Annotated in this window: 16 protein-coding genes; 11 read left to right on the top strand and 5 right to left on the bottom strand. The window is 64.5% G+C overall.

Annotation, left to right across the window (positions count from 1 at the left end):
* Window positions 1–55 precede the first annotated feature (55 nt).
* The gene (locus tag ACREP4_RS12620; RefSeq protein WP_431596697.1) at window positions 56–685 is read right to left on the bottom strand and encodes a tetratricopeptide repeat protein; all 630 of its coding nucleotides are present in this window, start codon (window positions 683–685) and stop codon (window positions 56–58) included.
* 180 nt (window positions 686–865) lie between these two features.
* Here ACREP4_RS12620 and ACREP4_RS12615 point away from each other — a divergent pair, with 180 nt between their 5' ends.
* Window positions 866–4576 (top strand): indolepyruvate ferredoxin oxidoreductase family protein, encoded by a 3711-nt coding sequence (locus tag ACREP4_RS12615; protein WP_431596543.1) that lies wholly within the window; start codon window positions 866–868, stop codon window positions 4574–4576.
* Between the two features lie 455 nt (window positions 4577–5031).
* Here the strand turns inward: ACREP4_RS12615 and ACREP4_RS12610 are convergent, their stop codons facing one another.
* From ACREP4_RS12610 to ACREP4_RS12600, 3 genes are all read right to left on the bottom strand, one after another.
* On the bottom strand, window positions 5032–5685 hold the full coding sequence (locus ACREP4_RS12610) for a DUF4304 domain-containing protein (RefSeq protein WP_431596542.1): 654 nt from the start codon (window positions 5683–5685) through the stop codon (window positions 5032–5034).
* Window positions 5686–5917: 232 nt separating this feature from the next.
* Complete coding sequence (locus tag ACREP4_RS12605; protein ID WP_431596541.1) at window positions 5918–7822, bottom strand: peptidase M61; 1905 nt, start codon at window positions 7820–7822, stop codon at window positions 5918–5920.
* 40 nt (window positions 7823–7862) lie between these two features.
* On the bottom strand, window positions 7863–8489 hold the full coding sequence (locus ACREP4_RS12600; protein ID WP_431596540.1) for a DUF938 domain-containing protein: 627 nt from the start codon (window positions 8487–8489) through the stop codon (window positions 7863–7865).
* A 151-nt stretch (window positions 8490–8640) separates the two neighbouring features.
* Here ACREP4_RS12600 and ACREP4_RS12595 point away from each other — a divergent pair, with 151 nt between their 5' ends.
* The 10 genes from ACREP4_RS12595 (at window position 8641) to ACREP4_RS12550 (ending at window position 23667) form a co-directional block, all read left to right on the top strand.
* Window positions 8641–10269 (top strand): TldD/PmbA family protein, encoded by a 1629-nt coding sequence (locus tag ACREP4_RS12595; RefSeq protein WP_431596539.1) that lies wholly within the window; start codon window positions 8641–8643, stop codon window positions 10267–10269.
* 295 nt (window positions 10270–10564) lie between these two features.
* A complete protein-coding gene (locus tag ACREP4_RS12590; RefSeq protein WP_431596538.1) occupies window positions 10565–12199 on the top strand; it encodes a TldD/PmbA family protein in 1635 nt (544 codons plus the stop codon).
* Window positions 12200–12220: 21 nt separating this feature from the next.
* Entirely contained in the window at window positions 12221–13555 is a 1335-nt protein-coding gene (locus ACREP4_RS12585) for a TldD/PmbA family protein (RefSeq protein ID WP_431596537.1), read from the top strand.
* 282 nt (window positions 13556–13837) lie between these two features.
* A complete protein-coding gene (locus ACREP4_RS12580) occupies window positions 13838–14554 on the top strand; it encodes a DUF4159 domain-containing protein (protein ID WP_431596536.1) in 717 nt (238 codons plus the stop codon).
* 16 nt (window positions 14555–14570) lie between these two features.
* The gene (locus ACREP4_RS12575; RefSeq protein WP_431596535.1) at window positions 14571–15566 is read left to right on the top strand and encodes an AAA family ATPase; all 996 of its coding nucleotides are present in this window, start codon (window positions 14571–14573) and stop codon (window positions 15564–15566) included.
* Window positions 15567–15580: 14 nt separating this feature from the next.
* Window positions 15581–16480 (top strand): DUF58 domain-containing protein, encoded by a 900-nt coding sequence (locus ACREP4_RS12570; RefSeq protein ID WP_431596534.1) that lies wholly within the window; start codon window positions 15581–15583, stop codon window positions 16478–16480.
* Entirely contained in the window at window positions 16477–17631 is a 1155-nt protein-coding gene (locus ACREP4_RS12565) for a BatA domain-containing protein (RefSeq protein WP_431596533.1), read from the top strand. The genes ACREP4_RS12570 and ACREP4_RS12565 overlap by 4 nt, the downstream gene beginning before the upstream one ends.
* Entirely contained in the window at window positions 17628–19787 is a 2160-nt protein-coding gene (locus ACREP4_RS12560) for a hypothetical protein (protein WP_431596532.1), read from the top strand. Before ACREP4_RS12565 ends, ACREP4_RS12560 begins: the two co-directional genes overlap by 4 nt.
* Window positions 19787–21529 (top strand): carboxypeptidase regulatory-like domain-containing protein, encoded by a 1743-nt coding sequence (locus ACREP4_RS12555; protein WP_431596531.1) that lies wholly within the window; start codon window positions 19787–19789, stop codon window positions 21527–21529. The genes ACREP4_RS12560 and ACREP4_RS12555 overlap by 1 nt, the downstream gene beginning before the upstream one ends.
* A gap of 218 nt (window positions 21530–21747) precedes the next feature.
* The gene (locus ACREP4_RS12550) at window positions 21748–23667 is read left to right on the top strand and encodes an N-acetylmuramoyl-L-alanine amidase (RefSeq protein WP_431596530.1); all 1920 of its coding nucleotides are present in this window, start codon (window positions 21748–21750) and stop codon (window positions 23665–23667) included.
* Window positions 23668–24026: 359 nt separating this feature from the next.
* On the opposite strand, the gene ACREP4_RS12545 is transcribed toward ACREP4_RS12550, so the two are convergent.
* Window positions 24027–25946: a M61 family metallopeptidase gene (locus tag ACREP4_RS12545; RefSeq protein WP_431596529.1), complete on the bottom strand. Its 1920-nt coding sequence runs from the start codon at window positions 25944–25946 to the stop codon at window positions 24027–24029.
* Between the last annotated feature and the right edge of the window lie 50 nt (window positions 25947–25996).

Below are 25996 nucleotides of genomic sequence, written 5' to 3'. Positions count from 1 at the left end.
GTTCCAAGCAGAACATCCGGCCTGACCCGCACCCCTGCGACGTCAGGCCTTCAACTCAGGGCCACGCTGGCGGATTGGCCAGCCATGCCTGCTGTACTTCGGCCAGTTGGGCACGCTCGTCGTCCTTCCATGTCGGCAGCAACTGCGCGAAGCGGCTCGTATCGCGCCACAGGTCCGGCTCGGTGCGCACGGCAGCGGCGAACCAGCTCACGGCCTCGTCCTTGCGGCCCAACTTCCACAACGCCAGCGCCAGCGTCTGCGGCATCCATGACGGATTACCACGCACGCTCTCGGTCGCCTTCAGCCACATGCCCAGTGCGCCTTCGGCGTCACCCCGGCGATACAGATCCCAGCCTTGGTTCCAGCGGATGCCACGCGCCTGTGCCGAGGTATCAACCACAGACGCCAATGCCTCCTGGTACAGCTTGGCACCCAGCTCATCGCGACCTTCGCCGTAGGCGATGCTCGCCAGCTGCGCCGTGGCTTCAACCCCCTTGCGGCCACGCTCACGCAGCTTCATCAGCTGATCCACCGCGTCCGCCTGTTCCGGCGGCACCGCTTGGATCGGCTTGGCAGCCGCGTCTTCATCAAAGTAGAACTCGACAAGCTTGGGCAGGCTTTGCGCCTGCACATTCGAAACAGCCAGACCGACCAGCAACGCTGTGCCGGCAGCCACACGCCTCATAACCCCCATGACTGCAATCCCCGTGAAACAGTTGACAAGCCAAGTGGCTGATCCTAACCGCTCCCAGCCCATGACGCGACTGCGTTACAGGGTGATGAAAGCGGCGCTGGTACAATCCGCGACCGCCGCCTGCGCCGCAGTGCGGTGCCTGCCGCCAGCCGTTTCAGTAATGGGCCAGCCATGACCAGTACCGCCGAACTCACCTCGCCCGCTTCCGCCAACACGCCTCTGATCGGCGTGCGCGACCACGACTACACGCTGGAGCACAAATACACGCGGACCGATGGCCGCATTTATTTGAGTGGCGTGCAGGCGCTGGTGCGGCTGCCGTTGATGCAGCAGCAGCGCGACATCGCAGCGGGCTTGAACACCGGTGGCTTCGTCAGCGGCTATCGCGGCTCACCGCTGGGTGGCTTTGACCTGGAACTGTGGCGCGCGCGCAAGCATCTGGAAGCGGCCAAGGTGAAGTTCGTGCCCGGCCTCAACGAGGACCTGGGCGCGACCATGGTCTGGGGCACGCAGCAGACCACGCTGTTCCCCGGCGCGAACGTCGATGGCGTGTTCGGCATGTGGTACGGCAAGGGCCCGGGCGTGGACCGCTGTGGCGACGTGTTCAAACACGCCAACGCCGCCGGCACCTCGAAGTACGGTGGCGTATTGGCGCTGGCCGCCGATGACCACGCGTGCCGCAGCTCGACCCTGCCGCATGGCAGCGAAGAAGAATTCGTCAGCGCGATGATGCCGGTGCTGAACCCGGCCGGCGTGCAGGACATCCTCGACATGGGTCTGGTCGGCTGGGCGATGAGCCGCTACACCGGCCGCTGGATCGGCTTCAAGACGATTGCCGAGACAGTGGAGTCGTCCGCGTCGGTGGACGTGAATCCATTCGCCCGTCAGATCATCCTGCCGGAAGATTTCGAGATGCCGGCCGCCGGTCTCAACATCCGTTGGCCGGACCCGCCGATGGAGCAGGAAATGCGCCTGCACCGTTACGCGGTGAAGGCGGCGCAGGCGTTTGCCCGCGCCAACGGCATCGACAAAGTCGTGATGGATTCGCCACGCGCGCGGCTGGGCATCGTCACCACCGGCAAGAGTTACCTGGACGTATTGCAGGCGCTGGAATACCTGGGCCTGGACGAAAAGGCCTGCGCCGAGATCGGCATCCGCGTGTACAAGGTCGGCATGACCTGGCCTCTGGAGCCGCAGGGCATTGGCGCGTTCGCGCGCGGCCTGGAAGACATTGTCGTGGTGGAGGAAAAGAAGGCCTTCATCGAGCGACAGATGAAGGAATACTTCTACAACTGGCCGACCCACTGGGGCGCGCGTCCGTCCATCGTCGGCAAGTACGACGAACAGGGCGAATGGATTCTGCCGTCCACCGGCGAACTCACGCCCGCCACCATTGCCGGCGTGATTGGCCGTCGCATCCAACGCTTCTTCAATACCGAATCCATCGAACAGCGCCTGCGCTGGATGGACGAAAAAGAAGCCGAAATGGCCTTGCCGCGCGCGCAGTTCCCGCGCGTGCCGCATTACTGCTCCGGCTGCCCGCACAACACCTCCACCAATGTGCCGGAAGGCTCGCGTGCGCTGGCCGGCATCGGCTGCCATTACATGGTGACGTGGATGGACCGCGACACCGACACCTTCACCCACATGGGCGGCGAAGGTGTCACCTGGGCAGGCCAGGCGTCGTTCACCGACACCGCGCATGTGTTCCAGAACCTCGGTGATGGCACCTACTTCCACAGCGGCTCCTTGGCGATCCGCCAGGCCATCGCTGCCGGGGTCAACATCACCTACAAGATTCTTTACAACGATGCGGTCGCGATGACCGGCGGCCAGCCGGTGGACGGCACCTTGACGGTGCCGCAGATCGCGCACCAGATGCGTTCGGAAGGCGTGTACACCATCGTCGTGTTGTCCGACGAGATCGCCAAGTGGAAGGCGCGTCGCCATGAATTCCCCAGCGATGTGGAGTTCCACGACCGCGCCGAGCTGGACGCCGTGCAGAAGCAGCTGCGCACGGTGAAGGGCACCAGCATCCTGATCTACGAACAAACCTGCGCCACCGAAAAACGCCGTCGCCGCAAGCGCGGCAAGCTGATCGATCCGCCCAAGCGCACGATGATCAACTCGCTGGTCTGTGAAGGTTGTGGCGATTGCGGCGAGAAGAGTTTCTGCGTGTCGGTGCTGCCGAAGGAAACCGAGTTCGGCCGCAAGCGCGACATCGACCAGTCCAACTGCAACAAGGATTTCTCCTGCACCACGGGCTTCTGCCCGAGCTTCGTCACCGTGCACGGCGGCCAGCTGCGCAAGGGCCAGAAGAGCAACGCCGCCAGCCTGCTCGATAACCTGCCGGCGCCGACCTTCCGCACTGATTTCTCGCAGCCCTGGAACATCCTGATCACCGGCGTCGGTGGCACCGGCGTGGTCACCATCGGCGCGTTGCTTGGCATGGCCGGTCATCTGGAAGGCAAGGGCGCGAGCGTGCTCGACCAGACCGGTCTGGCGCAGAAGGGTGGCGCAGTCACCACGCACATCCGCATCGCCAACACGCCGGCCGACATCCACGCGGTGCGTATCGCCGCCGGTGAAGCCGACCTGGTGCTGGGCTGCGACATGGTGGTGGTCAACGACTACTGGGCGCTGTCCAAGGTGCGCGGCGAGCGCACGCAGGTGGTGCTCAACACCTACGAAGCGATGCCCGGCACCTTCACCACGCACCCGGACATGCAGTTCCCGGCCGCCGACATCATTGCCGGCGTCAAAGTGGCACTCGGCGGCCGCGACCCGATCCTGCTCGACGCCACCCAGCTGGCCACCGCGCTGCTCGGCGATGCGATTGCCTCCAACCTCTTCATCCTCGGCTTCGCCTGGCAGCAGGGGCTGGTGCCGCTGTCGCTGGAATCGCTGATGCGTGCGGTGGAACTCAATGGCGCCGCCGTGGCAATGAACCAGACCGCATTCGCCTGGGGCCGGTTGGCTGCAATTGATCCGCAGGCGGTGCAGCAGGCCGCCGGTCTGGTGCGCAATGCCAGCACCGACGCCGCGCGTGCGCCGGGCAAGCTGCAGGAATTGCCGCCGGGCGAATGGGAAGGCAGCGAAGCCGGCGCGCCGTCGGCACCGCGCAACCCGGACAACGAACCGGACGTGCGTGGTCTGCCCGCAGCGAGTGTGCTCAACGGCGAAGCCGCGTTCGCACCGCTGGACGACGCGCACCTGTCACGCTCGCTGGACGAACTGATCGCCCGCCGCAGCAGCTTCCTCACCGATTACCAGGACGCCGCCTACGCCAACCGTTACCGCACGCTGGTCGATGCGGTGCGCAGCGCCGAGCAGCGGGCGATTCCGGGCAGCACCGCATTGGCCGAATCGGTGGCGCGCTACTTCTTCAAGCTGATGGCGTACAAGGATGAGTACGAAGTGGCCCGCCTGTACACCAGCGGCGACTTCGCCAAGCGCGTGGCAGAGAAGTTTGAAGGCAACTACCAGGTACGTTTCCATCTCGCGCCGCCGCTGTTCGCCAAGCGCGACGAACAGGGCCAGCTGCAGAAGAAGGAGTACGGCCCGTGGATGTTCAAGGCCTTCGGCCTGCTGGCCAAGTTCAAGGGCCTGCGCGGCGGCCGCTTCGACCTCTTCGGCTACACCGAAGAGCGCCGTGGCGAGCGCCAGCTGATTACGGATTACGAGAAGACCCTGCAGGAACTGATCGACTCGCTGGATGCACGTCGCTTGGCGCTGGCAGTGGATATCGCCAGCATCCCCGAACACATCCGCGGCTACGGCCACGTCAAGGAAGCGCACCTGCACGAAGCCAAGGCCCGCGAAGCGGCGCTGCTGGCAACGTGGCGCAACCCGAAGGCACTGCATATCGTGCAGATGGCGTGAGCCTGCTGAAAGCAACGCATGCAGTGCATTGCGGGAAAGCAATGTCTGCGTTGCATCAGCGGTTGCCTGAGTCCGTCTCGGCAAAGAAGTGCCTGCGTTGCGCCAAGAGACAGCGCTCAAAGTAAGCGTTCGGCGACATCTATCAAATGTCTACGAACGCTTACTTTTTATTGCCCAGAAATCCCTCCTCTTTCCGAGATTGCCGTGGCGAGGATTGTGCTGGTGCAGTGCAGTTCGTCAGGGCAGAAAGCAGGGGTCAGAGTCGGGGTTCATAAGAATCGGCCTCTAGATTGGCCTCTGTTTTTCAATGGGCATTTGCATTGGCTTGCCAGTACAAACGAGGAAGCTTGGCACTGAGCAGGATGCACGACTGCACTGGCTGCTTCAGGGTTGAAACTCCACTCTGCCCCCGTTTCCTCAATAGTCACGCAGCACGCACTGCACCTGATAAGCGCCTATGCAAGCTTGAAAGGCTCCGCCATCCCAACGTCGAGCGCTGGGAGCCCCAACCGCAATCTCGTGCGCTTGACGGTATCCGTAACCTCCCCCTGAAATGCAGCGCCCTCTTCCAGGCGACACAGCAGCTCCTTGCACCGTTGTTTGAGCGTGATTGCCCAAGGCACGTCATGTGGATCGTCAATCACCTGCCCAAACAGCTGCCGGCTCTGGTTGAGTGCTCCAGAGAGTCCCGCCGAAACGGCTCTGTGATAGAGGCTCCATACCGAAGTACTGCGATTGTGAGCAAGCCATGCCTGCACATGCGAAGTGGTTGAAAAGCGCTGACGTAACACCATCACTTCTTCGGCTGCACGCTTGGCAAGGAACTCCGCCTTCGGCAAGTACTGTTCCTCACTATGGAACTCCTGGAAAGTCTCGATCCGGTAGCCGTCATCGAATGACAGGTGGTCCTTCTCGTACCAGAGCCAGCACACTCCAACGTTCAGATAGCTTCCTTTGCTCCATGAAGATGGCTGGAACTCGACTACCCCGACCCACCAGCCATGGTCGTCCAGCCAGGTTCTGGAGCGCCCCTTCTGCACGCAGCCCAGAGGACGAAGGGCTGCTTTTGCCGCAGCGTTGATCAGACGTGAGTGCGGGGGCATCGACATTGAAGGCATCCTTGCGTTCCAGGAGTATGAAAGCCTGCTTCGTGAGTCCGCGGAGGGCCGGACGTTTGGGCTTGGGTATTACCAAGGCTGTTGCTTTAAGCCCCTCTCCTCCGGGAGAGGGATTGGGGTGAGGGTTGGCGCGAAGCCCGCAAGACACGGTTCAAGCGGCTTCGCCCGTACCCTCATCCGCCCCTTCGGGCACCTTCTCCCGAAGGGAGAAGGGCGCGATTCGTCAGCGCCGCGCCGCCAGAATCTTCGTCAACAGATCCGGCGTTCCTTCAATCCGTCGCAGATGCGGATAACGCAATCCCTCGCGGTAATCGATGCGCACCGTCCGGAAGTTGTCCGCCTGTCGCACGATCAACTCAATCGGCGTCACGTTCTGCTTTCCGTCGATGACGGCCTGCTTCAAACGCGCACCGCTGTAAGCCAGTCCATTCACCGCCAACACCGTCACATCCTTTGCCAGCCCCGCCTTGAACGCGGGGCTGTCCCAACCGACGGCCTGCAGCACGCCGTCGCTGCCGACCTTCATTCCCAACGAATACTGCAGGTCGGTCGCGCCATCGGCTTCACCGTCAACGATCACTAAGTTGGGTTGATCGTTGAAGTGCAGCTCCCAGCCTGCCGCTTTCAAACCGTCCGGCGCACTGCCATCGCGCGCGTCCAGTCGCTTGCCGATAAAGGCGTCCCAATCGCCAGGCTGCACGGCTTCCAATCCCTGCATCACATCGGCGCGGTCGTACAGGCGGATCTCGCCCTGCTTGCCACCTTGATGAAAGCGCTTGGTGAAATCATCCAGCGTCACTTTGCCTTTGGACAATGCGCGCAGGCGCGCGTCCACGCTCAGCCATAGCAAGGTGCTTTCGTTGTAGAAATCAAACGCACGCTGCCAGTCGGCCCACGCCTGCGGCTTGTCGTTGAAATCGAGAATGCCCTGGTGAACGGTGTCGTGCAGGTCGCGCCATTGACGGCCGGGTTGACTGGCGTAATTGGCCTGCAGCTGCGCCAGCATCGCCATCGCGTAGTCCGGCTTCCACAGACCCGAACGCGCAGCCAGCACGACCGCCCAATACTGGGTCTGGCCTTCGTACATCCACAGCTCATCGTTGTGCATCGGCGCGTTGTAATGCGGCACCCAGGTCGGGCGCGGGCGCCACGCCTTGCCTATCCACGCATGCGCGTATTCGTGCGGCAGCAGGTCGTTGTCGAGGAACGGACGTTCTCCGCGCAGATAGCCGTCGTGCATGCCGTTTTCGCTGCTCTGCGCATGCTCAAGCCCGATACCGCTGAACACATCCGACACCGCCAGCAGGAAGTTGTAGCGCGTGTACGGCCGCGAGCCGAAGACCGCATCGGCTTCGCGCACCAGCGCGCGGTGTGCGTCGAGCACCTTTGCATCGGCCTGCAACGCCTGCGGATTTTCGGCGACCACGTCCAGCCACACCGGCTGTCTGGCGGCTTCATCCAAGGCAAAACGTTTGAAGTGGCGACCGGCAAATACCGGCGAATCAATCAAGGTCATCAGTGGCACGGCTGCATAGTGCTCGGTGCCACCCTCACGGCGCGCCACGTCCAGCGCGCTGCCGCTCTGCCAGCCGTCGGGCAGCCGCAATGACGGCTTGACCTGGATGCCACGCGCATCAACATCGGCCGGGTACAACACCACGCGGTGCCATTGCAGGTCGAGCAGGTTCGGCGTCATCGCTACGCGGCCCTGATCGGACGCGGTCGGCGACAGGTACTGGAACTCGATATCCAGCGTGCTCACGCCTTCGGGCACCTGCAGCGTGAACGCATACATGTCGCCGGAATCGCGCGTCCATTGCAGCGTTTGACCATTGCCACGAATGACCAGGCCGGCCATCTGGTTGATCGGCCCGGTGGGTGCGTGATTGCCGGGAATCCACTGCGGATACCACAGCGTCAGCGGCCCGGGCGTCACCGGAATGCGTTCGCGTACGCGCTGGATGCGGCGCGTGACGTCGCTGGCGTCCACCTCCAGTTCGATCACACCCGGATAGCTGGCCTGCACCTGCATCGCGGCCTGTCGTGCGTCGCCTTGCTGCGCTTGTACCAGCCACGGGGTCATGCCCAGCGCCATCGCCAACAACCAGTTACGTCCGTGCTTTACCACGTGCCGCCCTCCCGAGAAGTGTGTGCATCCTAGCCCGGCGTCAGCCGCACAGGCGCTGCCAGACCAGCAGGCGATTATTGGCCGGCATCGCCACGTCCTCGCGCAACGCAAGTCCCTGCGCAGCGGCCAATGCATCGATGGCCTCGAAATCGCGGATGCCCGAGCGGGGATCGCGCGCCTTGAGCCAGTCATCGAAGGTGCGGTTGCTGTCGCTGGTGAATGCACCGTTGTAGTTGAACGGCCCGTACGCGATGAACAACGCCTGCGGCGCCATCAGCGCAGGCAGGCCCGCGAACAATGCCTGCACGTTGTCCCAGCCCATGATGTGCAGCGTGTTGGCGGCGAAGATGGCATCGAAGCGCACGTCGGCTTCCGGTGTCGGCTGCAATCCTGGCGTTGCACCGGCCACGGCCTGCAGTTCGATGGGCGCTGGAGTGTTCGGCAATGCCGCCTCTTCCAGCCATTGGCGGATGCCTGGCAGATGGTCGACGTGGTCACTGGCCTGCCAGCGCAGCCACGGCAGGGCCGCGGCGAAATGCACCGCGTGTTGGCCGGTGCCGCTGCCAATCTCCAATACATGGCGGGCGTCACCCAGATAGCGCTGCAGCACCGACAGGATCGGCGCGCGGTTGCGTTCGCAGGATTCGGAATAGGGTTTTTGGGTCATCACGGTGGCAACGGAAACCAGCGCTGATTGTGCCGCAACGGGGGTTTTGCCCCACGCATGACCATGGTCACTTGTGCCGAGGGCGTGTCGCCGCCGAGATTCGGGGGTCTTGTGCGATGCGTGGCATCGCTGCTCTGGAGCCTCGCCCACCATGCAACGCCGTCAGTTCCTCACGCTTTCCAGCCTCGGTTTCGCCGGGATGATGCTGCCCAATGCCCGTTTGATCGCCGCCGAGGAGCTGCTGGCGCCGTCGGACGTCGGCAAGAAGAAGGTGTTGGCCGACACCGTGCTGGCGCTGGCCAAGCGCGGCGGCGCCAGTTACTGCGACGTGCGCATCGGCCGCTATCTCAACCAGGCCATCGTCACCCGCGAAGACAAGGTGCAGAACGTCACCAACAGCGAGTCGGCCGGTGTTGGCATCCGCGTGATCGTGGATGGCGCCTGGGGTTTTGCCGCCAGCAACCAGACCAATCCGCAGGGCGTGGCGACCGCCGTGGCGCAGGCCATCGCCATTGCCCGGGCCAACGCCAAGATCCAGACCAAGGCCGTGCAGCTGGCGCCAACGCCCGGCGTCGGCGAGGTGCAGTGGAAAACGCCGCTCCGCCAGAACGCGATGGCGGTGCCGGTCAAGGACAAGGTGGAGTTGCTGTTGTCGATCAACGCCGCGGCGATGAATGCCGGCGCCAACTTCATCAACTCGCAGCTGTTCCTGGTCAACGAGCAGAAGTACTTTGCCTCCAGCGATGGCTCGTGGATCGACCAGGACGTGCACCGCATCTGGCTGCCGTTCACCGCCACCGCCATCGACAAGGCCAGCGGCAAGTTCCGCACCCGCGCCGGGCTGTCCGCGCCGGCCGGCATGGGCTGGGAATTCCTCGACGGCAACGCGGCCGACAAGCATCAGCTGCCGGGCGGCGTGGTCGCCTACGGCCATTCCTATGACCCGGTGGAAGACGCCATCGCTGCGGCCAAGCACGCGCGCGAGAAGCTCACCGCACCGTCGGTGAAGCCGGGCAAGTACGACCTGGTATTGGACCCGTCCAATCTGTTCCTCACCATCCACGAGAACGTCGGTCATCCGCTGGAACTGGACCGCGTGCTCGGCTACGAAGCCAACTACGCCGGCACCAGTTTCGCCACGCTGGACAAGCGCGAGGCGGGCTATCGCTGGGGCAGTGACATCGTCAATTTCACCGCCGACAAGACCGAGCCTTACAGCCTGGGCGCGGTGGGGTATGACGACGAAGGCGTGAAGTGCAAGCGCTGGGATCTGGTCAAGGACGGCATCCTTGTCAACTACCAGGCCACCCGCGATGAAGTGCATATCCTCGGTGAGAACGCGTCGCACGGTTGCAGTTATGCCGACTCGTGGAAGAGCGTGCAGTTCCAGCGCATGGCCAATGTGTCGCTGGCGCCGGGCAAGACACCGCTGACCCCGGCGCAGATGGTCAAGAACGTGGAGAACGGCATCTACATCCACGGCCGTGGTTCGTACTCGATTGATCAGCAGCGTTACAACGCGCAGTTTGGTGGGCAGCTTTGCTATCAGATCAAGAACGGTGAGATCACCGGCATGGTCGAAGACGCGGCGTACCAGATCCGCACGCCGGAGTTCTGGAATGCCTGCAGCGCGATCTGCGACGAGCGCGATTTCCGTCTGGGTGGTTCGTTCTTTGACGGCAAAGGCCAGCCGGGTCAGGTGTCGGCGGTGTCGCATGGTTCGGCGACGACGCGCTTTGATGGGGTGAGCATCATCAATACGGCGCGGTCTTTGGGTTGAGGGCTTTAAGAGCTTCCCCTCATCCGCCCTTCGGGCACCTTCTCCCGTAAACGGGAGAAGGGAGGGTCTGCTCGCGCTGCTGCTTTAATCCCTTCTCCCGCGGGCGGGAGAAGGTGCCCGAAGGGCGGATGAGGGCAGCCTTTGATCTACAAATTGTTCGCATCTCTGTGCCTAAAGTCACTACCGCTGCAATCACGCGCCCGCAAGAATCGTCCGGTTCGCAATGCATCGCGAAGCCATCGTCGTTCGTTGCCGTATCGCCCGCCGCGCGGGCCGTGTCCCTTGGAGAGCAGCCTTGCAAAGACGTGACTTCCTCGCCCTGACCGGGCTCACCGCTGGCGGGCTGATGGTGCCCGCATTCTTCGGCAAGGCCATCGCCGCCGAACAACTACTCACCGTGCTCGACCCGGCGCTGAAAAAGCGTTTGGCCGATGACGCGCTGAATGCGGCCCGCGCCGCTGGTGCCACCTACTGCGACGTGCGCATTGGCCGCTACCTGCGCCAGTTCGTCATCACCCGCGAGGACAAGGTGCAGAACGTGGTGAACACCGAGTCCACCGGCACCGGCATCCGCGTGATCGTCAACGGTGCCTGGGGCTTTGCCGCCACCAACGACCTCAGCCCGGCCGGCGTGGTCAAGGCCGCGCAGCAGGCCGCCGCCATCGCCAAGGCCAACGCCAAGGTGCAGACCGCGCCGGTGCAGTTCGCCAAGGCGCCGGGCTACGGCGAGGTGAGCTGGCGCACCCCGATCAAGAAGAACGCGATGGAAGTACCGATCAAGGACAAGGCCGACCTGCTGCTGGGCGTGAACGCCGCGGCCATGGGCGCCGGTGCCAGCTTCGTCAATTCCATGTTGTTCCTGGTCAACGAGCAGAAGTATTTCGCCTCCACCGATGGCTCCTACATCGACCAGGACGTGCACCGCATCTGGGCGCCGATGACGGTCACCGCCATCGACAAGACCAGCGGCAAGTTCCGCACCCGTGGCGGGTTGTCCTCGCCGATGGGCCTGGGCTTTGAATACCTGGACGGCGATGCCTCCGCCAAGACCGTGCTGCCCAACGGCGTAACCGTCTACGGCCAGTCCTACGACATGCGCGAAGACGCCATCGCTGCGGCCAAGCACGCGCAGGAAAAGTTGAAAGCGCCATCGGTCAAGCCGGGCAAGTACGACCTGGTGCTGGATCCCTCGCACACCTGGCTGACCATCCACGAAGCGGTCGGTCACCCGCTGGAACTGGACCGCGTGCTCGGCTACGAAGCCAACTACGCCGGCACCAGCTTCGCCACGCTGGACAAGCGCGAGCAGCGCTTCCAGTACGGCAGTGACAAGGTCACCATGTTTGCCGACAAGACCCAGCCCGGCTCGCTCGGTGCGGTCGCCTACGACGACGAAGGCGTCAAGACCAAGCGTTGGGATCTGATCACCGACGGCAAGCTGGTGGACTACCAGACCATCCGCGATCAGGCACACATCCTCGGCAAAACAGAGTCCGACGGCTGCTGCTATGCCGACTCGTGGTCCAGCGTGCAGTTCCAGCGCATGGCCAACGTGTCGATGGCGCCGGGCAAGGCGCCGTTGTCGGTGGCCGACCTGGTCAAGGACGTGGAGAACGGCATCTACATCATCGGCGACGGTTCGTTCTCCATCGACCAGCAGCGCTACAACGCGCAGTTCGGTGGGCAGCTGTTCTACGAAATCAAGAATGGCCAGATCACCCACATGCTCGAAGACGTGGCCTACCAGATCCGCACGCCGGAATTCTGGAACGCCTGCAGCGCCGTGGCCGACGAGCGCGACTACCGCCTGGGCGGTTCGTTCTTCGACGGCAAGGGCCAGCCGGGCCAGGTCTCGGCCGTGTCGCACGGCTCGTCCACCGCCCGTTTCGACGGCATCAACGTCATCAATACCGCGCGCAGCCTCGGCTGATCGTCAAGGAGCTTTTGAACCATGAGCATCTTCACCGAACAGGAAGCCAAGGCCATCCTGGACAAGGTCATCGCGCTGTCCAAGGCCGATGAATGCACCGCCACGCTGGCCGGCTCGGTCGACGGCAACATCCGTTTCGCGTTGAACAACGTCTCCACCAGCGGCATCGTCAGCAATGCCGAGCTGGCCGTGCAGGTCGCCTACGGCAAGCGCGTGGGCACCGCCTCGATCAACGAGTTCGACGACGCCTCGCTGGAACGCGTGGTGCGTCGCGCCGAAGACCTGGCCAAGCTGGCGCCGGAGAATCCGGAGTTCATGCCGGCCATCGCCAAGCAGGCCTACCGTTCCAGCCCGACCTTCAGCGAATCGACCGCCGCGATCGATCCGGATTTCCGCGCCAAGGTCGCGGCCGATTCGATCACGCCCTGCCGTGGCCACGGGCTGATCGCCGCCGGCTTCCTGGAAGACGGCAACGGCTTTGTCGCCATCGCCAACAGCAACGGCAACTTCGGCTACCAGAAGAGCACCAACTTCAATTACACCTGCACCGTGCGCACCGAAGACGGTCGCGGCTCGGGCTGGGTGGGCCGCAACCTGGCGAACGCGGCGGACTTCCGGGCCGACCAGGACATCGAGATCGCCAAGCGCAAGGCCACCGAATCGGCCGAAGCCAAGGCACTGGAGCCGGGCAAGTACACGGTGATCCTGGAGCCGGCCGCAGCGGCGGGCCTGGTCAGCTTCATGATGAATTTCTTCAGCGCCCGCACCGCCGATGAAGGCCGCAGCTTCCTGTCCAAGAAGGGCGGCGGCAACAAGCAGGGCGAGCAGGTGTACGACCCGCAGGTGAACCTGTTCGCCGACCCGTGGCACCCGGACGCCGCCGTGCTGCCGTGGGACGGCGAAGGCATGCCGCGCGAGCGCATGGCCATCATCGAAAACGGCAAGGTCGCCAACCTCAACTACTCGCGCTATTGGGCGCAGAAGCAGGGCAAGACCGCCAACGCGCAGCCGGGCAACCTGCTGATGAGCGGCGGCACCAAGTCCATCGCCGAGCTGGTGCGCGGCACCGAGAAGGGCATCCTGGTCACCCGCACCTGGTACATCCGCATGGTGGACCCGCAGACCGTGCTGCTGACCGGCCTGACCCGCGACGGCACGTTCTACATCGAGAACGGGCAGATCAAGCACCCGGTGAAGAATTTCCGCTTCAACGAATCGCCGGTGATCATGCTCAACAACATCGACGAGCTGGGCAAGCCGGTGCGCGTGGCCGGTGACGAATCCAGCTTCGTGATGATGATCCCGCCGATGAAGCTGCGTGACTTCACGTTTACGTCGTTGTCGGATGCGGTGTAAGGGTTTTTGGCTTTGGTTTTTGGCTTTGGTTTTTGGCTTTGGTTTTTGGCTTTGGTTTTTGGCTTTGGTTTTTGGCTTTGGCTTTTGGCTTTGGCTTTTGGCTTTGGCTTCTAGCTGTTGCTTTTAGCTGTTGCTTTATCCCTTCTCCCGCTTGCGGGAGAAGGTGCCCGAAGGGCGGATGAGGGGAGAGCTTCTGCTCTACGTGCTCTAAAAGCGCCCTCACCCCAACCCCTCTCCCGCACGCGGGAGAGGGGCTTTTGGTTCTCCTGAGATTTCCCACCTTTGTTCCAGTCCCCTCTAACGCGAGCGCAATTCCTTCACCTGCTGCTGGGCGGCGCGGTGACGGCCGCGTTGCCGGGCGTGGCGCGGGCACAGGCCAGCCGTTACGACTTCTGGTTCACCCGGCTGAAGTACGACTCCGGTGATTGGGATGTGGACGCGCGCATGCCGTCCAACCTGATCACCTCGCTGGTGGATTACACCACCCTGCGCGTGGACCCGAACGAACACGTCATCGCCTTGTCCGATCCCAAAATGCTGCGCGCGCCGTTCTGCTATCTGGCCGGGCACAAGCTGGTCGAGTTCAATCCCGATGAACGCCGCAACTTCGAGCGCTACGTGCGCAACGGCGGCTTCGTCTTCGTCGATGACTGCAACCACGACATCGACGGCCTGTTCGCTACCTCGTTCGAGGCGCAGATGCGCAGCATCTTCGGCGCCAATGGCCTGAAGAAGCTGCCCAACAACCACGCGCTGTACAACAGCTTCTTCAAATTCCCCGAAGGCCCGCCCGCCACCGGCTTCGAGCTCAATGGCTGGGGCGATGACCTGGTGCACGACTACCTCAAGGGCATCGACATCGATGGCCGCCTGGGCGTGCTCTACAGCAACAAGGATTACGGCTGCGAATGGGACTACGACTGGCGCAACAAACGCTTCCTGGCCGAAGACAACACCAAGTTCGGCGTGAACATCGTGATGTACGCACTGACGCATTGACCCCACAGGTGACCGCATGACCGCCCCCGATCCCAGCCACGATGTCGATTCCCTGCTGCCGCGCCTGACCGAGCTGCGCAGCGCGCTCGCGCAGGCCGTGGTGGGCCAGCACGACGTTGTCGAACAACTGCTGATCGGCCTGCTGGCCGGCGGCCACTGCCTGCTGGAAGGTGCGCCCGGTCTCGGCAAGACCTTGCTGGTGCGTTCGCTCGGCCAAGCGCTGGAGCTGCAGTTCCGGCGCGTGCAGTTCACCCCGGACCTGATGCCCAGCGACATCCTCGGCACCGAGTTGCTGGAAGAAGACCACGGCACCGGCAAGCGGGCATTCCGCTTTCAGCAGGGCCCGATCTTCACCAACCTGCTGCTGGCCGACGAGCTCAACCGCACGCCGCCGAAAACGCAGGCCGCATTGCTTGAGGCGATGCAGGAACGCACCGTCAGTTACGCCGGCACCACCTACACCCTGCCCTCGCCGTTCTTCGTGCTGGCCACACAGAACCCGATCGAACAGGCCGGCACCTATCCGCTGCCCGAAGCGCAGCTGGACCGCTTCCTGCTGCATGTGCGCGTGGACTATCCCAGCGAAGCCGAAGAGCGCGACATCCTTGCGCAGACCACCGGCAGCCACAGCGGCGTGGTGCCGAAGGTGATGGACGCCGATTCGGTGCAGGCCTTGCAGGCCGCCGTGCGCGACGTACATGTCAGCCCCGACCTGCTGAGTTGGATCACCCGCCTGGTGCGCGCCAGCCGTCCGGGCGAAGGCGCGCCGCATGAAGTGAACAGCTGGATCAAGTGGGGCGCTGGCCCGCGCGCCGGGCAATCGCTGGTGCTGGCATCCAAGGCGCGTGCGTTGCTGCATGGCCGTTTCGCCGCCACCCGCGAGGATGTGCTTGCACTGGCCGCACCGGTGATGCGTCATCGCCTGCTGCTGTCGTTCTCCGCCGAGGCCGAGCAGAAGAGTGCCGACGACGTGATCGCCGCCTTGTTGCGCGCGGTGCCGTTCCCGGCCTGATTCGGGCACGCACGATGTCGCCTTCCACGCCACCGCTGATTCCCGCCGACGTGCGCAGCCGCCTGCGTGCGCTGCGACTGGTGCCGCAGCGGGCCAGCGGCAGCCGTGGCATCGGCATGCACGCCAGCCGCAGTCGCGGCGCCGGGCTGGAGTTCGCGCAATACCGCGCCTATGAACCCGGCGATGAGCTGCGCCAGATCGACTGGAAGTTGTACGCGCGCTCGGACCGTTTCTTCGTACGCGAATCCGAACGCGAAAGCCCGCTCACGGTGTGGCTGATCCTCGACGCCACCGCGTCGATGCAGCAGGCCGATCAAGCGCGGCGTGAGTGGACGCGGCTGCACGCAGCCAAGGCCTTGGCGGGCTGCGTGGTCGAACTGGCCCTGCAGCAAGGCGATGCCTTCGGCCTGATGCACATCAGCGGCGACGGCCTGCAATTGGTGCCCGCTGGCAACGGTCTGCGTCAACGCGACCGGCTGCATCTGCAGTTGCACGGCCTCCGCGCACAAGGGCAATGGCCGGTGCAGGAACGTCTGGCGCCGGTATGGGAACGCATCGGCGCGCACGACCTGGTGGTGATGATCGGCGATGGCTTTGATGAAGCGGCCATCGCGCTGGCCGAGCGACTGGCCAAGGCTGGCCGCGATGTCGTGCATCTGCAGCTGCTCACCGTTGAGGAACGCGATTTCCCCTTCCGCGACGGCCACCGCTTCCGCGATCCGGAAACCGGTGAAGAACTCCTGAGCGATGGCGCCAGCGTCCGCGCTGATTATCTAACCCGCTTCAGCGAGGCACGTCGCATTCTGGATGCCCGCCTGCAGTCGGCCGGCATCCGCCATGACACCGCCTTTCTCGACGAACCCATCGACGCACCGCTGCAACGCCTGTTCGGCCGGCGCGGGAGCGGCGCATGAGCCTGCTGTGGTTGTTCCCGGCTGGACTGTTCGCGCTGGCCGCATTGCTGCTGCCGCTGTTGATTCACCTTGCGCGGCGCGACCAGCAGCAGTTGATCGACTTTGCGGCCTTGCGTTGGTTGTCGGCCAAGCCACGCCCGCGTCGTCACATCCGCTTCGACGAATGGCCGCTGTTGCTGCTGCGCTTGTTGCTGCTCGCGCTGTTGGCAGTGCTGTTGGCGCGGCCGGCGTTGAATGGCGTGCTCGATGCAACCCCGCGTGTCGCCGTAGCGCCCGGCGTGGAGATCAGCAAAGCGCGCGGTGTGGTCGATGTGGCCGATGCCAACTGGCTTTGGCTGGCCACGGATTTTCCGCGCATCGACGACCGCACGTCCACACCTGCAACAGATCAGCCCATCGCCAGCCTGCTGCGCGAACTGGATGCCACGCTGCCGCCGGAAGCACCGCTGACGGTGATCGTTCCTTCGGTATTGAACGGTCTGGATGCGCAGCGCCCGCAGCTTTCGCGTGCGGTGCAATGGCAGATTATTGAAACGCCTGTATCCGCCGCATCCAATGCAAGGATCACGGCACCGCAACTGCAGGTTCGCCACGATGAAGCAGGCAAAAGCGCGCTGCGCTATCTACGCGCGGTGAACCAGACCTGGCACCCGGACGCGACGTTGGACAGCGCCGAACACAGCCGCGCCTTCAACGACGGTGCCGCCGTGCGTGTGTGGCTCTCGGCAAGCGAAATTCCAGCGACGACATTGGCGTGGGCCAGCACCGGCGGCACGCTGCTGGTGGATGCGCGCACGCCGGTTCCGGCCGACGCGCAGCGCACGCCGCTGTGGCAGGACGACGCCGGCAACGTGTTGCTGGAACAGATCAGCGTCGCCACTACGCGCTGGCTGCGTTGGAGCAGCGCACTGGATGCCGCGTCGATGCCGGCGCTGCTGGATGCCCGCTTCCCGCAGCAGTTGCTGGCACAGCTGCAGACAGCGCCGTCGCCAGGTCGCGCCACCGCGACAACAATGGCGCCGCTTCAAGTGGCAGCAACCTATCCACAACCCGCGCGTGAACTTGCGCCGTGGTTGATCGCCGCCATCGCCTTGCTGTTCCTGCTTGAACGCTGGATGGCGACGGCACGTCGCCGCCGGGGCGTCGCATGAGCGCGCATCCGCTGTTGCAGCGTGCGCGTCGGCGCGTGTTGGCAATCACGTTGATTGCCGGAATTCCCATCGCAATCGCGTTTGCGCTGCTGGCTTTTCGCATCAGCACGTTTGACGTCGCGACGCTGACGCTCACCATTACGCTGTTGATCGTTGCCGGCGTGGCGATGTGGCGCGCGCGGCGACTGGACACGCCGTGGCTGATCGCCCGGATCAACGAGCACCGTCGCTTTGAAGACAGCGCGGACTTGTTGTTCAGCGCCAACGACACACTGAATCCACTGCAGCAACGTCAGCGCCGGCATGTCGAACAGCGGCTGCGCGACGCCCCGCCGGAATTGCGTCAACCGTGGCCGTGGAAGCAGCTGTTGTTGTGTTTCACCATCGCCGCAATGATCGCGGCAGGCGCGTTGGGCTGGCCGCGCAAGGCGACCGACACTTCCGTCCGCAATGACGCTGCACGCAGCGCGGCGCCCGACAGTCCCGATGCACCCGCCTTGCGCGCCGCACGTCTGCAGGTGACGCCGCCGGCGTATACCGGGCAGGCCGCCAGCGCGGGTGAGAAGCTCGACGTGCGCGCGGTGCAAGGCAGTCGCCTGCAATGGCAGCTGCAATTCACGCCGCAGCCGCAGCGCGCGTGGCTGCAATTCCACGACGGCCGCCGCCTGCCGCTGCAGCGCGATGGCGCGCATTGGCGTGCGGCGGAGTCGCTGCAGCGCCCGGGCCTGTATCGCATCGTCAGCGAGCCCGCACTTGCTGAAGCGGGACGCGCCTATCGTCTCGACGTCATCGCGGATCGGCCACCGCAGGTGAAGGTGCTGGAGCCTGCGCAGACACTCAACCAGGCCGCGCCCAATCAGCGCCACTGGCAGCTGCGTTTCGAGGCGACCGATGATTTCGGCATCAATCCCAACGCGACGCTGGACATCACCACCGCCAAGGGCAGCGGCGAGAACATCGAATTCCAGCAACGACAAGTCACCCTGGGAGGCAGCGGCCCGGCTACCGCGCGACGCTTTGCCTACCGCGCAGACCTCAGCGCGCTCGGCGTCGGCCCCGGTGATGAAGTGGTCGCTCGACTGAGCGTGCGCGACAACCGCAATCCGCAGCCGCAGGAAGCGCGCAGTGCCAGCCTGATCCTGCGCCTGCCCAGCGCGCAGGAAGTGCAGACCAGCGAGCTGGAAGGTGCGATCAAGAAAGTATTGCCGGCCTACTTCCGCAGCCAACGGCAGATCATCATCGACGCCGAGGCGCTGCAGAAGCAGCGTGGCACGCTGGACAGCGACACCTTCATCAAGCGTGCTGACGCCATCGGTGTGGATCAACGCATCCTGCGCCTGCGCTACGGCCAGTTCCTCGGTGAGGAAGCCGAAGGCGGCGCGAAGGCACCGCCCACCGGCGACCTGCCGACCAGCGATGCACCCACTGCCGATGCGCACGACGACGATCATGGCGACACGCACGCGCAGGATGACGGCCACGATCACGGCGGCAGCACCTCGACGGAAAGCGCGCCGGTGTTCGGCAGCGCCACCGATGTGCTGTCCGAGTACGGCCACACCCACGACCACGCCGAAGCGGCCACGCTGCTTGATCCGCAGACGCGCGCCATCCTCAAGGCCGCGCTCGATCAGATGTGGCAATCCGAAGGCCATCTGCGCCAGGGACATCCCGATCTCGCGTTGCCGTATGCGTACAAAGCGCTGGGGTTCATCAAGCAGGTGCAGCAGGCCGAGCGCATCTATCTGGCGCGTGTCGGCAGTGCCTTGCCGCCGATCGACATGGCCCGACGCATGACCGGCAAGCGCGATGGATTGGGCAGTCGTGGTCTGCAATTGGCCACACGGCCGGCAAGCGACCGCATCGTCGCCGATGCTTGGCAGGCGCTGGCGCAGGCCGACGGCAAGGTGGATCTGGACGCGCTTTCGCGTTGGCTCGACGCGCACCCGAATGCGTGGCCCGACCCGCTGGATGTGATCGCCGCCATCGATGAGGTGCGCCAGCAACCGGATTGCCAGCCGTGCCGTTTGCGGCTGCGCGAACAACTGTGGCCGGCATTGCAACGTCCGCTCGGGCCACCGGCGCGACGCAGCGCACCGGATGCCGCCGGCCGCCGCTATCTGGATGCATTGGCCGCACCGCAGGAGCGCACATGATGAGCTGGCTTCCCCTCGTCATCCTCGCCGTCGCCGTGCTTGTCGCCAGCGTGCGGCGCTGTCTTGCTCCGCGCCCGCCGCGTATGCGTCTGCTGCTGTTGTTGCTGCTGCAGGCCGCCGCCGCGGTGTTGCTGTACCTGACGTTGTATCCGCCATCACAACCAACACAAGCCGGCTCGCTGGTCATCGCCACGCGCGGCGCCACCGCTGCCGATGTCGCAAAGCTGCCTGCAGCAACGCGGCTGCGGTTGCCGGAAGCTGCCGAAATTAGCGGCGTTGCCTTGGTTCCGGATCTGGCCACGGCCTTGCGTCAGCATCCGGGCACGCGCGAGCTGGTCATCGTCGGTGAAGGTCTGCCGGCGCGTGATCGCGACACCGCATTGCCAGGTGCGCTGCGCTATATCGCAGGCCCGGCGCCCACCGGTCTGGTGGAGCTGCATGCGCCGCCACTGCTCGTTCCGGGCGCACGCTTTGAGGTGAGCACGCGCGTGCAGGGTTTGCAGAACGTACGCGTGGAACTGCTTGATCCGTCCGCGCACCGCGTCGATATCGCCGCACCGGACAAGAACGGCCGCGTGCGCCTTGCCGCCAGCGCGCGCGATGCCGGCGATGTGCAGTTCGCCCTGCGCGTGCTTGATGCCGATGGAAAAGTGCTCGACCAATTGCCGGTGCCGGTGCGCGTGCGTGCCGTCGCTGCACCGGCGTTGCGCTTGTTGGCCGCCGCGCCAGGGCCGGAGTTGAAATACCTGCAACGTTGGGCCGCCGATAGCGGCGCGACCTTGCAGACCGGCATCCAGGTCGGCGGCGGCGTGCAGTTGGGCGATGCGCCGGCAGCACTGGACACCTCCAGCCTGGCCAAGCTCGATCTGCTGCTGCTCGACGAACGTCGGCTTGCGGCCTTGTCCTCGGCACAACGCAGCAGCATCGGCAACGCGATGCGCGCGGGACTCGGCGTGCTGGTACGCATGACCGGGCCGCTGGACGGCAATGCCCGCCGCGCCCTGCGCGACTGGGGCATGGAGGCGCGCGGCGGCGAACAGACCGCGCCGTTGAAACTGGTTGCCGATGCGGGCCAGCCCAGCGAACCCAACACCGCCGTTCCCGCCCTCGAACGCTTCAACCTGAGCACGCCCGGCAACGATGACGTGCCGCTGCTGCACGCCGCCGACGGCAGCGCGGTTGGCAGCTGGCGTGCCATCGGCCAGGGCCGGTTGGGCGTGCTGCCGGTCAGCGACAGCTACACGCTGGTGCTCGCTGGCCACGCACCGCATCACGCCGAGCTGTGGAATCGCGTGTTGGCAACCTTGGCTCGGCCGCTCCCCGAATCGCCGCTGTCGCAGCTGCCCGCATGGGCCTGGGCGGGCGAACGCACGGCCTTGTGCGGCCTGCTTGCCGGTGCGCAGGCGCAGGCACCCGATGGAACCCGCAACGCATTGCTACCCGATCCCCAAGCCAACAACTGCAGCGGCTGGTGGCCGACGCAACCGGGCTGGCACACGATCAGCACCGCCGATGCGCAGGCAACGCTGCTGGTACTGAACCCCGCCGATGCGCGTGCGCTGCATTCGCAACAGATGCGCGATGCAACGCTGGCGTTGCGTGGCAACTCCAATCCGCAGCACGCCAACCGCATTCCCACCCCCGGCCCACGCTGGCCGTGGCTACTCGCCTTCGTGCTGGTCGCCGCCCTGCTGTGGTGGCTGGAACGGCGCCGGCCCGCGTCAGCAGTGAATCCCTTGTAACGAGTGCTGTGACACGCAGGGCCCAGGTGCTTTTTTGCACCTGCCGCATTACCACGCGGCTTTCACCTGATTTCCGGTGCAGGTTGTGACCGGCATCACCCGGGATATGCACACCGCTCTGCACTGTCGGCATTGCAGGTGGAAACCTTCACTTCCGGAGGTTGCGGCTCCAGTAGAACGGCGGCCACAGGGGACATCACAACCTAGGGGTCCACACGATGATGCATCGCCATGCCGCAGTGCTGCTGTCTGCCGTCATCAGCAGTCTTTTGACCGCACCCGCCTTCGCCCAGTCCAGTTTCAACCCGGGCACCACGCTTGAAGCGCAATTGAATGCCGAGGAAGCACGGCTCGCTCCACAACGTGCGTTGTACCTGCGCTATTTCCAACAGGCGTACCGACAATATCCGTCCATTCCGGCCGGCACGCTGGAAGCCATCGCCCATGTGCAGAGCCGTTGGTCGAATCTGCAACCGGCTGCAACACAGGACACCGCCCATCTGCGCATGCCGCCCAGCTGGGGCGTGATGGGCCTGTATGCCGGTGGCGGTTTCGCCAACCAGGTGGAAGACGGCGCGCGCCTGCTCGGGGTGAGCGCGGAGGCGGTGCGCAGGCAACCGGCGACCAACATCCTCGCGGCGGCGGCCTTGCTGGATGCGCAGATCCGCCAGGACTTTCCCGCTGCCGCACGCAGCACCACGCCATCGGCTGAAAGCATCCGCCCCGCGTTGATGCGCTATGCCGGCTTTGCGCCGGTTTCGACTCTGGCCACGCTCAAGGCCGGCAGCATCGACGACTACGCGCGCACCAGCTTTGCCTACGACGTGCTGCTCTCCCAGGACCGTGGCGTGAATGATCGCGGCATCGTGGTGCCCGAGCGCGCCATCGCCTGGGAAGACGCCTTCGATGCGCCGCGCCTGGTCATGCTGCGCGCACCGATGGTGCGGCTGGATGTGGCCAATGATCGCGTCGAGACCGATGCGTTCCGTATCGACCCGCTCAGTGAAACCTTGCAGACGCGCGCAGGCACGCAGGTCAGTCCGCTGCTCGATGCCACGATCCAGAGCACCGACTACGGCCCAGCGATATGGAGCGCAGCGTCCAGCTCCAACTACTCGACCTCACGTTCGGCAGCGATCAGCGCGGTGACCATCCACACCACACAGGGCAGTTACGCCGGCACCATTTCCTGGTTCAGGAACGCCAGCGCGCAGGTGAGTGCGCACTACGTGATCCGCTCTTCCGATGGCCAGGTGACGCAGATGGTGCGTGACGCGCATACCGCTTGGCATGTGGGCAGCCAGAACGGCTACACACTGGGCATCGAGCACGAAGGCTTCGTTGATAACAGCTCGTGGTACACCAACGCGATGTACGAAGCGTCGGCGGCGCTGGTGCGCAACTTCTGCACCAAGTACAGCGCCATCAGCTGCGCCAGCGCGTACAGCGGTGCCGCCAGCAGCGGGATCAACGTGCTGTCCACCAGCGTCAAGATCAAGGGCCACCAGCACTACAGTGGGCAGACCCACACCGATCCCGGCATCAACTGGAACTGGGCCAAGTATTACGCCCTGATCAACCCCGGCAGTGGCGGTGGCACCGGCACGATCAGCTATCTGGATCGCTTCGAGACCAGCGTCGGGCATTTCGACACCAGCCCGAGCTATTCGGGCAGCACCACCGGCATCAGCACTGCCTCAACGGCGACGCGCGACTGCACCACGCGCAAGAACGGCAGCTGTTCGCTGCGGGTGCTGCTGAAGGACAACACCGCCAGCAGTGGCGACTGGAACGTGCGGCTGCTGTCCAGCGGCGGAACGCCGGCCAGCAACACCGCGCTGACCCGCAGCAACGGTGTGCTCGGTTTCTGGGTATGGAGCGGCGGCAGCGGCACCAGCGTGGGCGTTGGCATCGACGACAGCGACGGCACCGAGCGCTCGGTCAACAAGGCGATTGCCGCCAACACCTGGACATACGTGTCGTGGTCGTTGGCAGATGCCGCGCAATGGAATGCCTGGGTGAACGGCAATGGCAGCATCACCGCCACCAGCGTCAAGCTCGATGCGATCTGGCTGTATCACGCCAACACCGCCTACGACCTCAACGTCTACATCGATGATGTGCAGATAAAGAACTGATGGATGGAGTGTCGCGATCGATGAAGTGAAGCGATCACGATCCATCCCCTCCCTTTGGCCGAAGGCCAAGGGGAGGGTTGGGGAGGGGGTGCTGTTGGTTTTGATCTGCGCCATTTAGTGAAAGTGGCCGAGCCAAATTCAAAAGCCCCCCCTTCCGCCCTACGGGCACCTGCATTCGGCACATCCCTGTGCCTCACCCTTCGGGCGGCTTCGCCGTGCAGTTCGGCTCCTGCCGAACTGTCCCCCGCGCGCGGGGGAAGAGAGTGCGGGCCCGTAGATCCCTGTAGAGCGGAGCCACGCTCCGCTGCGGCATTACCAATGCAACCCCAATGCCGAGCATGGCTCGGCACTACACGGCATCATTTCTTCGCACTAAGAATCGGCGTCAGGTAATCCGTGCTGCCTTCGATGCGCTCCAGCGCCGGGTAACGCAGACCGTCGTGGTAGTCGATGCTGAGCGTGCGGTACACGTCCATCTGCTTCACCAGCAGGCGGATCGGCTGCGTGCCGGTTTTGGCTGCGCGCACCGCTTCTTCCAGTTCCTCGGCGCTGTACTGCAAGTCGTTGACCGCCAGTACCTGCATGCCACTGCCGATGCCTGCATTGAACGCCGCGCTATCCCAACGCACTTCGCTTACCCGGCCGCTGCTGTCCAACGCCATGCCCATCGAGTAGATGAAGCTGGCGCCACGGCCTTTCATCATCGCCTTGTAATAGGCGCTGGGTTTGTCGTTGTAGACCAGCTTCCAGCCCGCCGCTTCGATGCCGCCGGTCAGGCCCTGCCGGCGCTCCACGCGATCCCCCAGGAACTGCGCCCAGTCACCGCTGGGCTGCACCTGCTCCAACGTCGCGGCGACATCCTCGAACGTGTAGGTGTCCGGGCGCTCCCATTGGCCGTCGTTCTGGCCGAAGAACGCCTTGGCGAAATCATCCAGGCTGCGCTTGCCACCGCTGAGTTTGCGGATGCGTACGTCTGCTTCCAGCCACAGCATCTGCCCGCCCTGGTAGTAGTCCTCGCTCATCTGGTAGCCGCGGTACGGCTTGGGTTTGCGACGTGCGATCACCGGGTCGTTGGTGGTGTCACCGAGCGAACGCCATTCCAGACCCGGACGGTTATCGGCGTACGTCGCGGCCACCAGCGCCAACGCATCACGCGAGGCATCCAGCGGGCGAATGCCCGAACGCGCGGTCAGCACGTTGCCCCAATACTGGGTCTGCCCTTCGTACACCCACAGCAGGCTGCCCTGCATCGGTACGTTGTAATTGCGCGTGGCCAGATCCGCCGGGCGACGGTACTTGCCATCCCACGAATGCGTGTACTCATGGCCGAGCAGATCGCTGCTGCCGACCTTGGCATCCCAGCCGCTGAAGTAATCACGGTCTTCGCTGTTTTCGCTGGAACGCTGATGCTCCAGACCGATGCCACCGAGTTGGTTGGTCACCGCGAACAGGAAGTCGTAGTGATCGTAATGCTCGGCACCGAACAGCTTGCGCGCCTGCGTCACCAGCGCGCGATGTTGTTCGAGGTGCTCGGGCTTGGCCTCCAAGTCTTTTGCACGGTCGGCGAATACATTCAGGCGCACCGGGCGCGTGCCGGCAGCGGCAAGATCAATCGTGCGGTGATAACGCCCGGCGAATACCGGGGAGTCCACCAGGATTTCCAGATTGGTGGGCGCGTAATGCACGGTGTCGCCGTCGCGACGCGTCACGGTCAACGCACTGGCCGCTTCCCAGCCCTGCGGGTAGCGCGCACTGGCCTGGTAGGTGATGGCGTGCGCGGCATGTCCGGCCGGATACAGCACCATCGCGTTCCACTGCAGGTTGAGCATGTTTGGCGTCATCACCGTGCGGCCCTGCGCCGGATCGGTGGGACTGAGGAACTGGTACTCCATGCGCAGTTCGGTTGCGCCTTCGGGCACTTGCACGTTGAAGGTGTAAACGTCGAGCGGGTCGCGCATCCACTCCAGTCGCTGGCCGTTGGCGGTGATGACCAAGCCGGCCAGTTTTTCGATTTGACCGGTGGGCGAATGGCTGCCCGGCAACCACGCCGGGTAATGGAAACGCTGCACGCCGCCGCGCACCGGCACGGTCTGTCGCACCTTGAACACGCGCTGGCCCAGATCGGTGGCGTCCACATCCAGCACGATGGTGCCCGGATACGCCGCTTCACTGATGCTGACGCCGCGCGCGTCCACGGTCGGCACATCCGGCGCCGCGTTCGCCATGCCCATGGCGCTCATCAGTGCAAAGCCCAGCACTGCAGGACGGAGTACATGCATCACCAACCTCGTAGTTTTCAGAGAGGCCCATGATGCGCCGCTGCGGCATC

This window comes from Stenotrophomonas sp. (assembly GCF_050737575.1).
Lineage (GTDB): Bacteria > Pseudomonadota > Gammaproteobacteria > Xanthomonadales > Xanthomonadaceae > Stenotrophomonas.
The sequence above is the reverse complement of the archived record's forward strand: the minus strand, read 5'-3'. Positions and strand labels throughout refer to the sequence as shown.

Coding starts and splice junctions, on each gene's coding strand:
- ACREP4_RS12620 (WP_431596697.1), bottom strand. CDS start 685: ATGAGGCGTGTGGCTGCCGGCACAGCGTTGCTGGTCGGTCTGGCTGTT.
- ACREP4_RS12615 (WP_431596543.1), top strand. CDS start 866: ATGACCAGTACCGCCGAACTCACCTCGCCCGCTTCCGCCAACACGCCT.
- ACREP4_RS12610 (WP_431596542.1), bottom strand. CDS start 5,685: ATGTCGATGCCCCCGCACTCACGTCTGATCAACGCTGCGGCAAAAGCA.
- ACREP4_RS12600 (WP_431596540.1), bottom strand. CDS start 8,489: ATGACCCAAAAACCCTATTCCGAATCCTGCGAACGCAACCGCGCGCCG.
- ACREP4_RS12595 (WP_431596539.1), top strand. CDS start 8,641: ATGCAACGCCGTCAGTTCCTCACGCTTTCCAGCCTCGGTTTCGCCGGG.
- ACREP4_RS12585 (WP_431596537.1), top strand. CDS start 12,221: ATGAGCATCTTCACCGAACAGGAAGCCAAGGCCATCCTGGACAAGGTC.
- ACREP4_RS12575 (WP_431596535.1), top strand. CDS start 14,571: ATGACCGCCCCCGATCCCAGCCACGATGTCGATTCCCTGCTGCCGCGC.
- ACREP4_RS12570 (WP_431596534.1), top strand. CDS start 15,581: ATGTCGCCTTCCACGCCACCGCTGATTCCCGCCGACGTGCGCAGCCGC.
- ACREP4_RS12565 (WP_431596533.1), top strand. CDS start 16,477: ATGAGCCTGCTGTGGTTGTTCCCGGCTGGACTGTTCGCGCTGGCCGCA.
- ACREP4_RS12560 (WP_431596532.1), top strand. CDS start 17,628: ATGAGCGCGCATCCGCTGTTGCAGCGTGCGCGTCGGCGCGTGTTGGCA.
- ACREP4_RS12555 (WP_431596531.1), top strand. CDS start 19,787: ATGAGCTGGCTTCCCCTCGTCATCCTCGCCGTCGCCGTGCTTGTCGCC.
- ACREP4_RS12550 (WP_431596530.1), top strand. CDS start 21,748: ATGATGCATCGCCATGCCGCAGTGCTGCTGTCTGCCGTCATCAGCAGT.
- ACREP4_RS12545 (WP_431596529.1), bottom strand. CDS start 25,946: ATGCATGTACTCCGTCCTGCAGTGCTGGGCTTTGCACTGATGAGCGCC.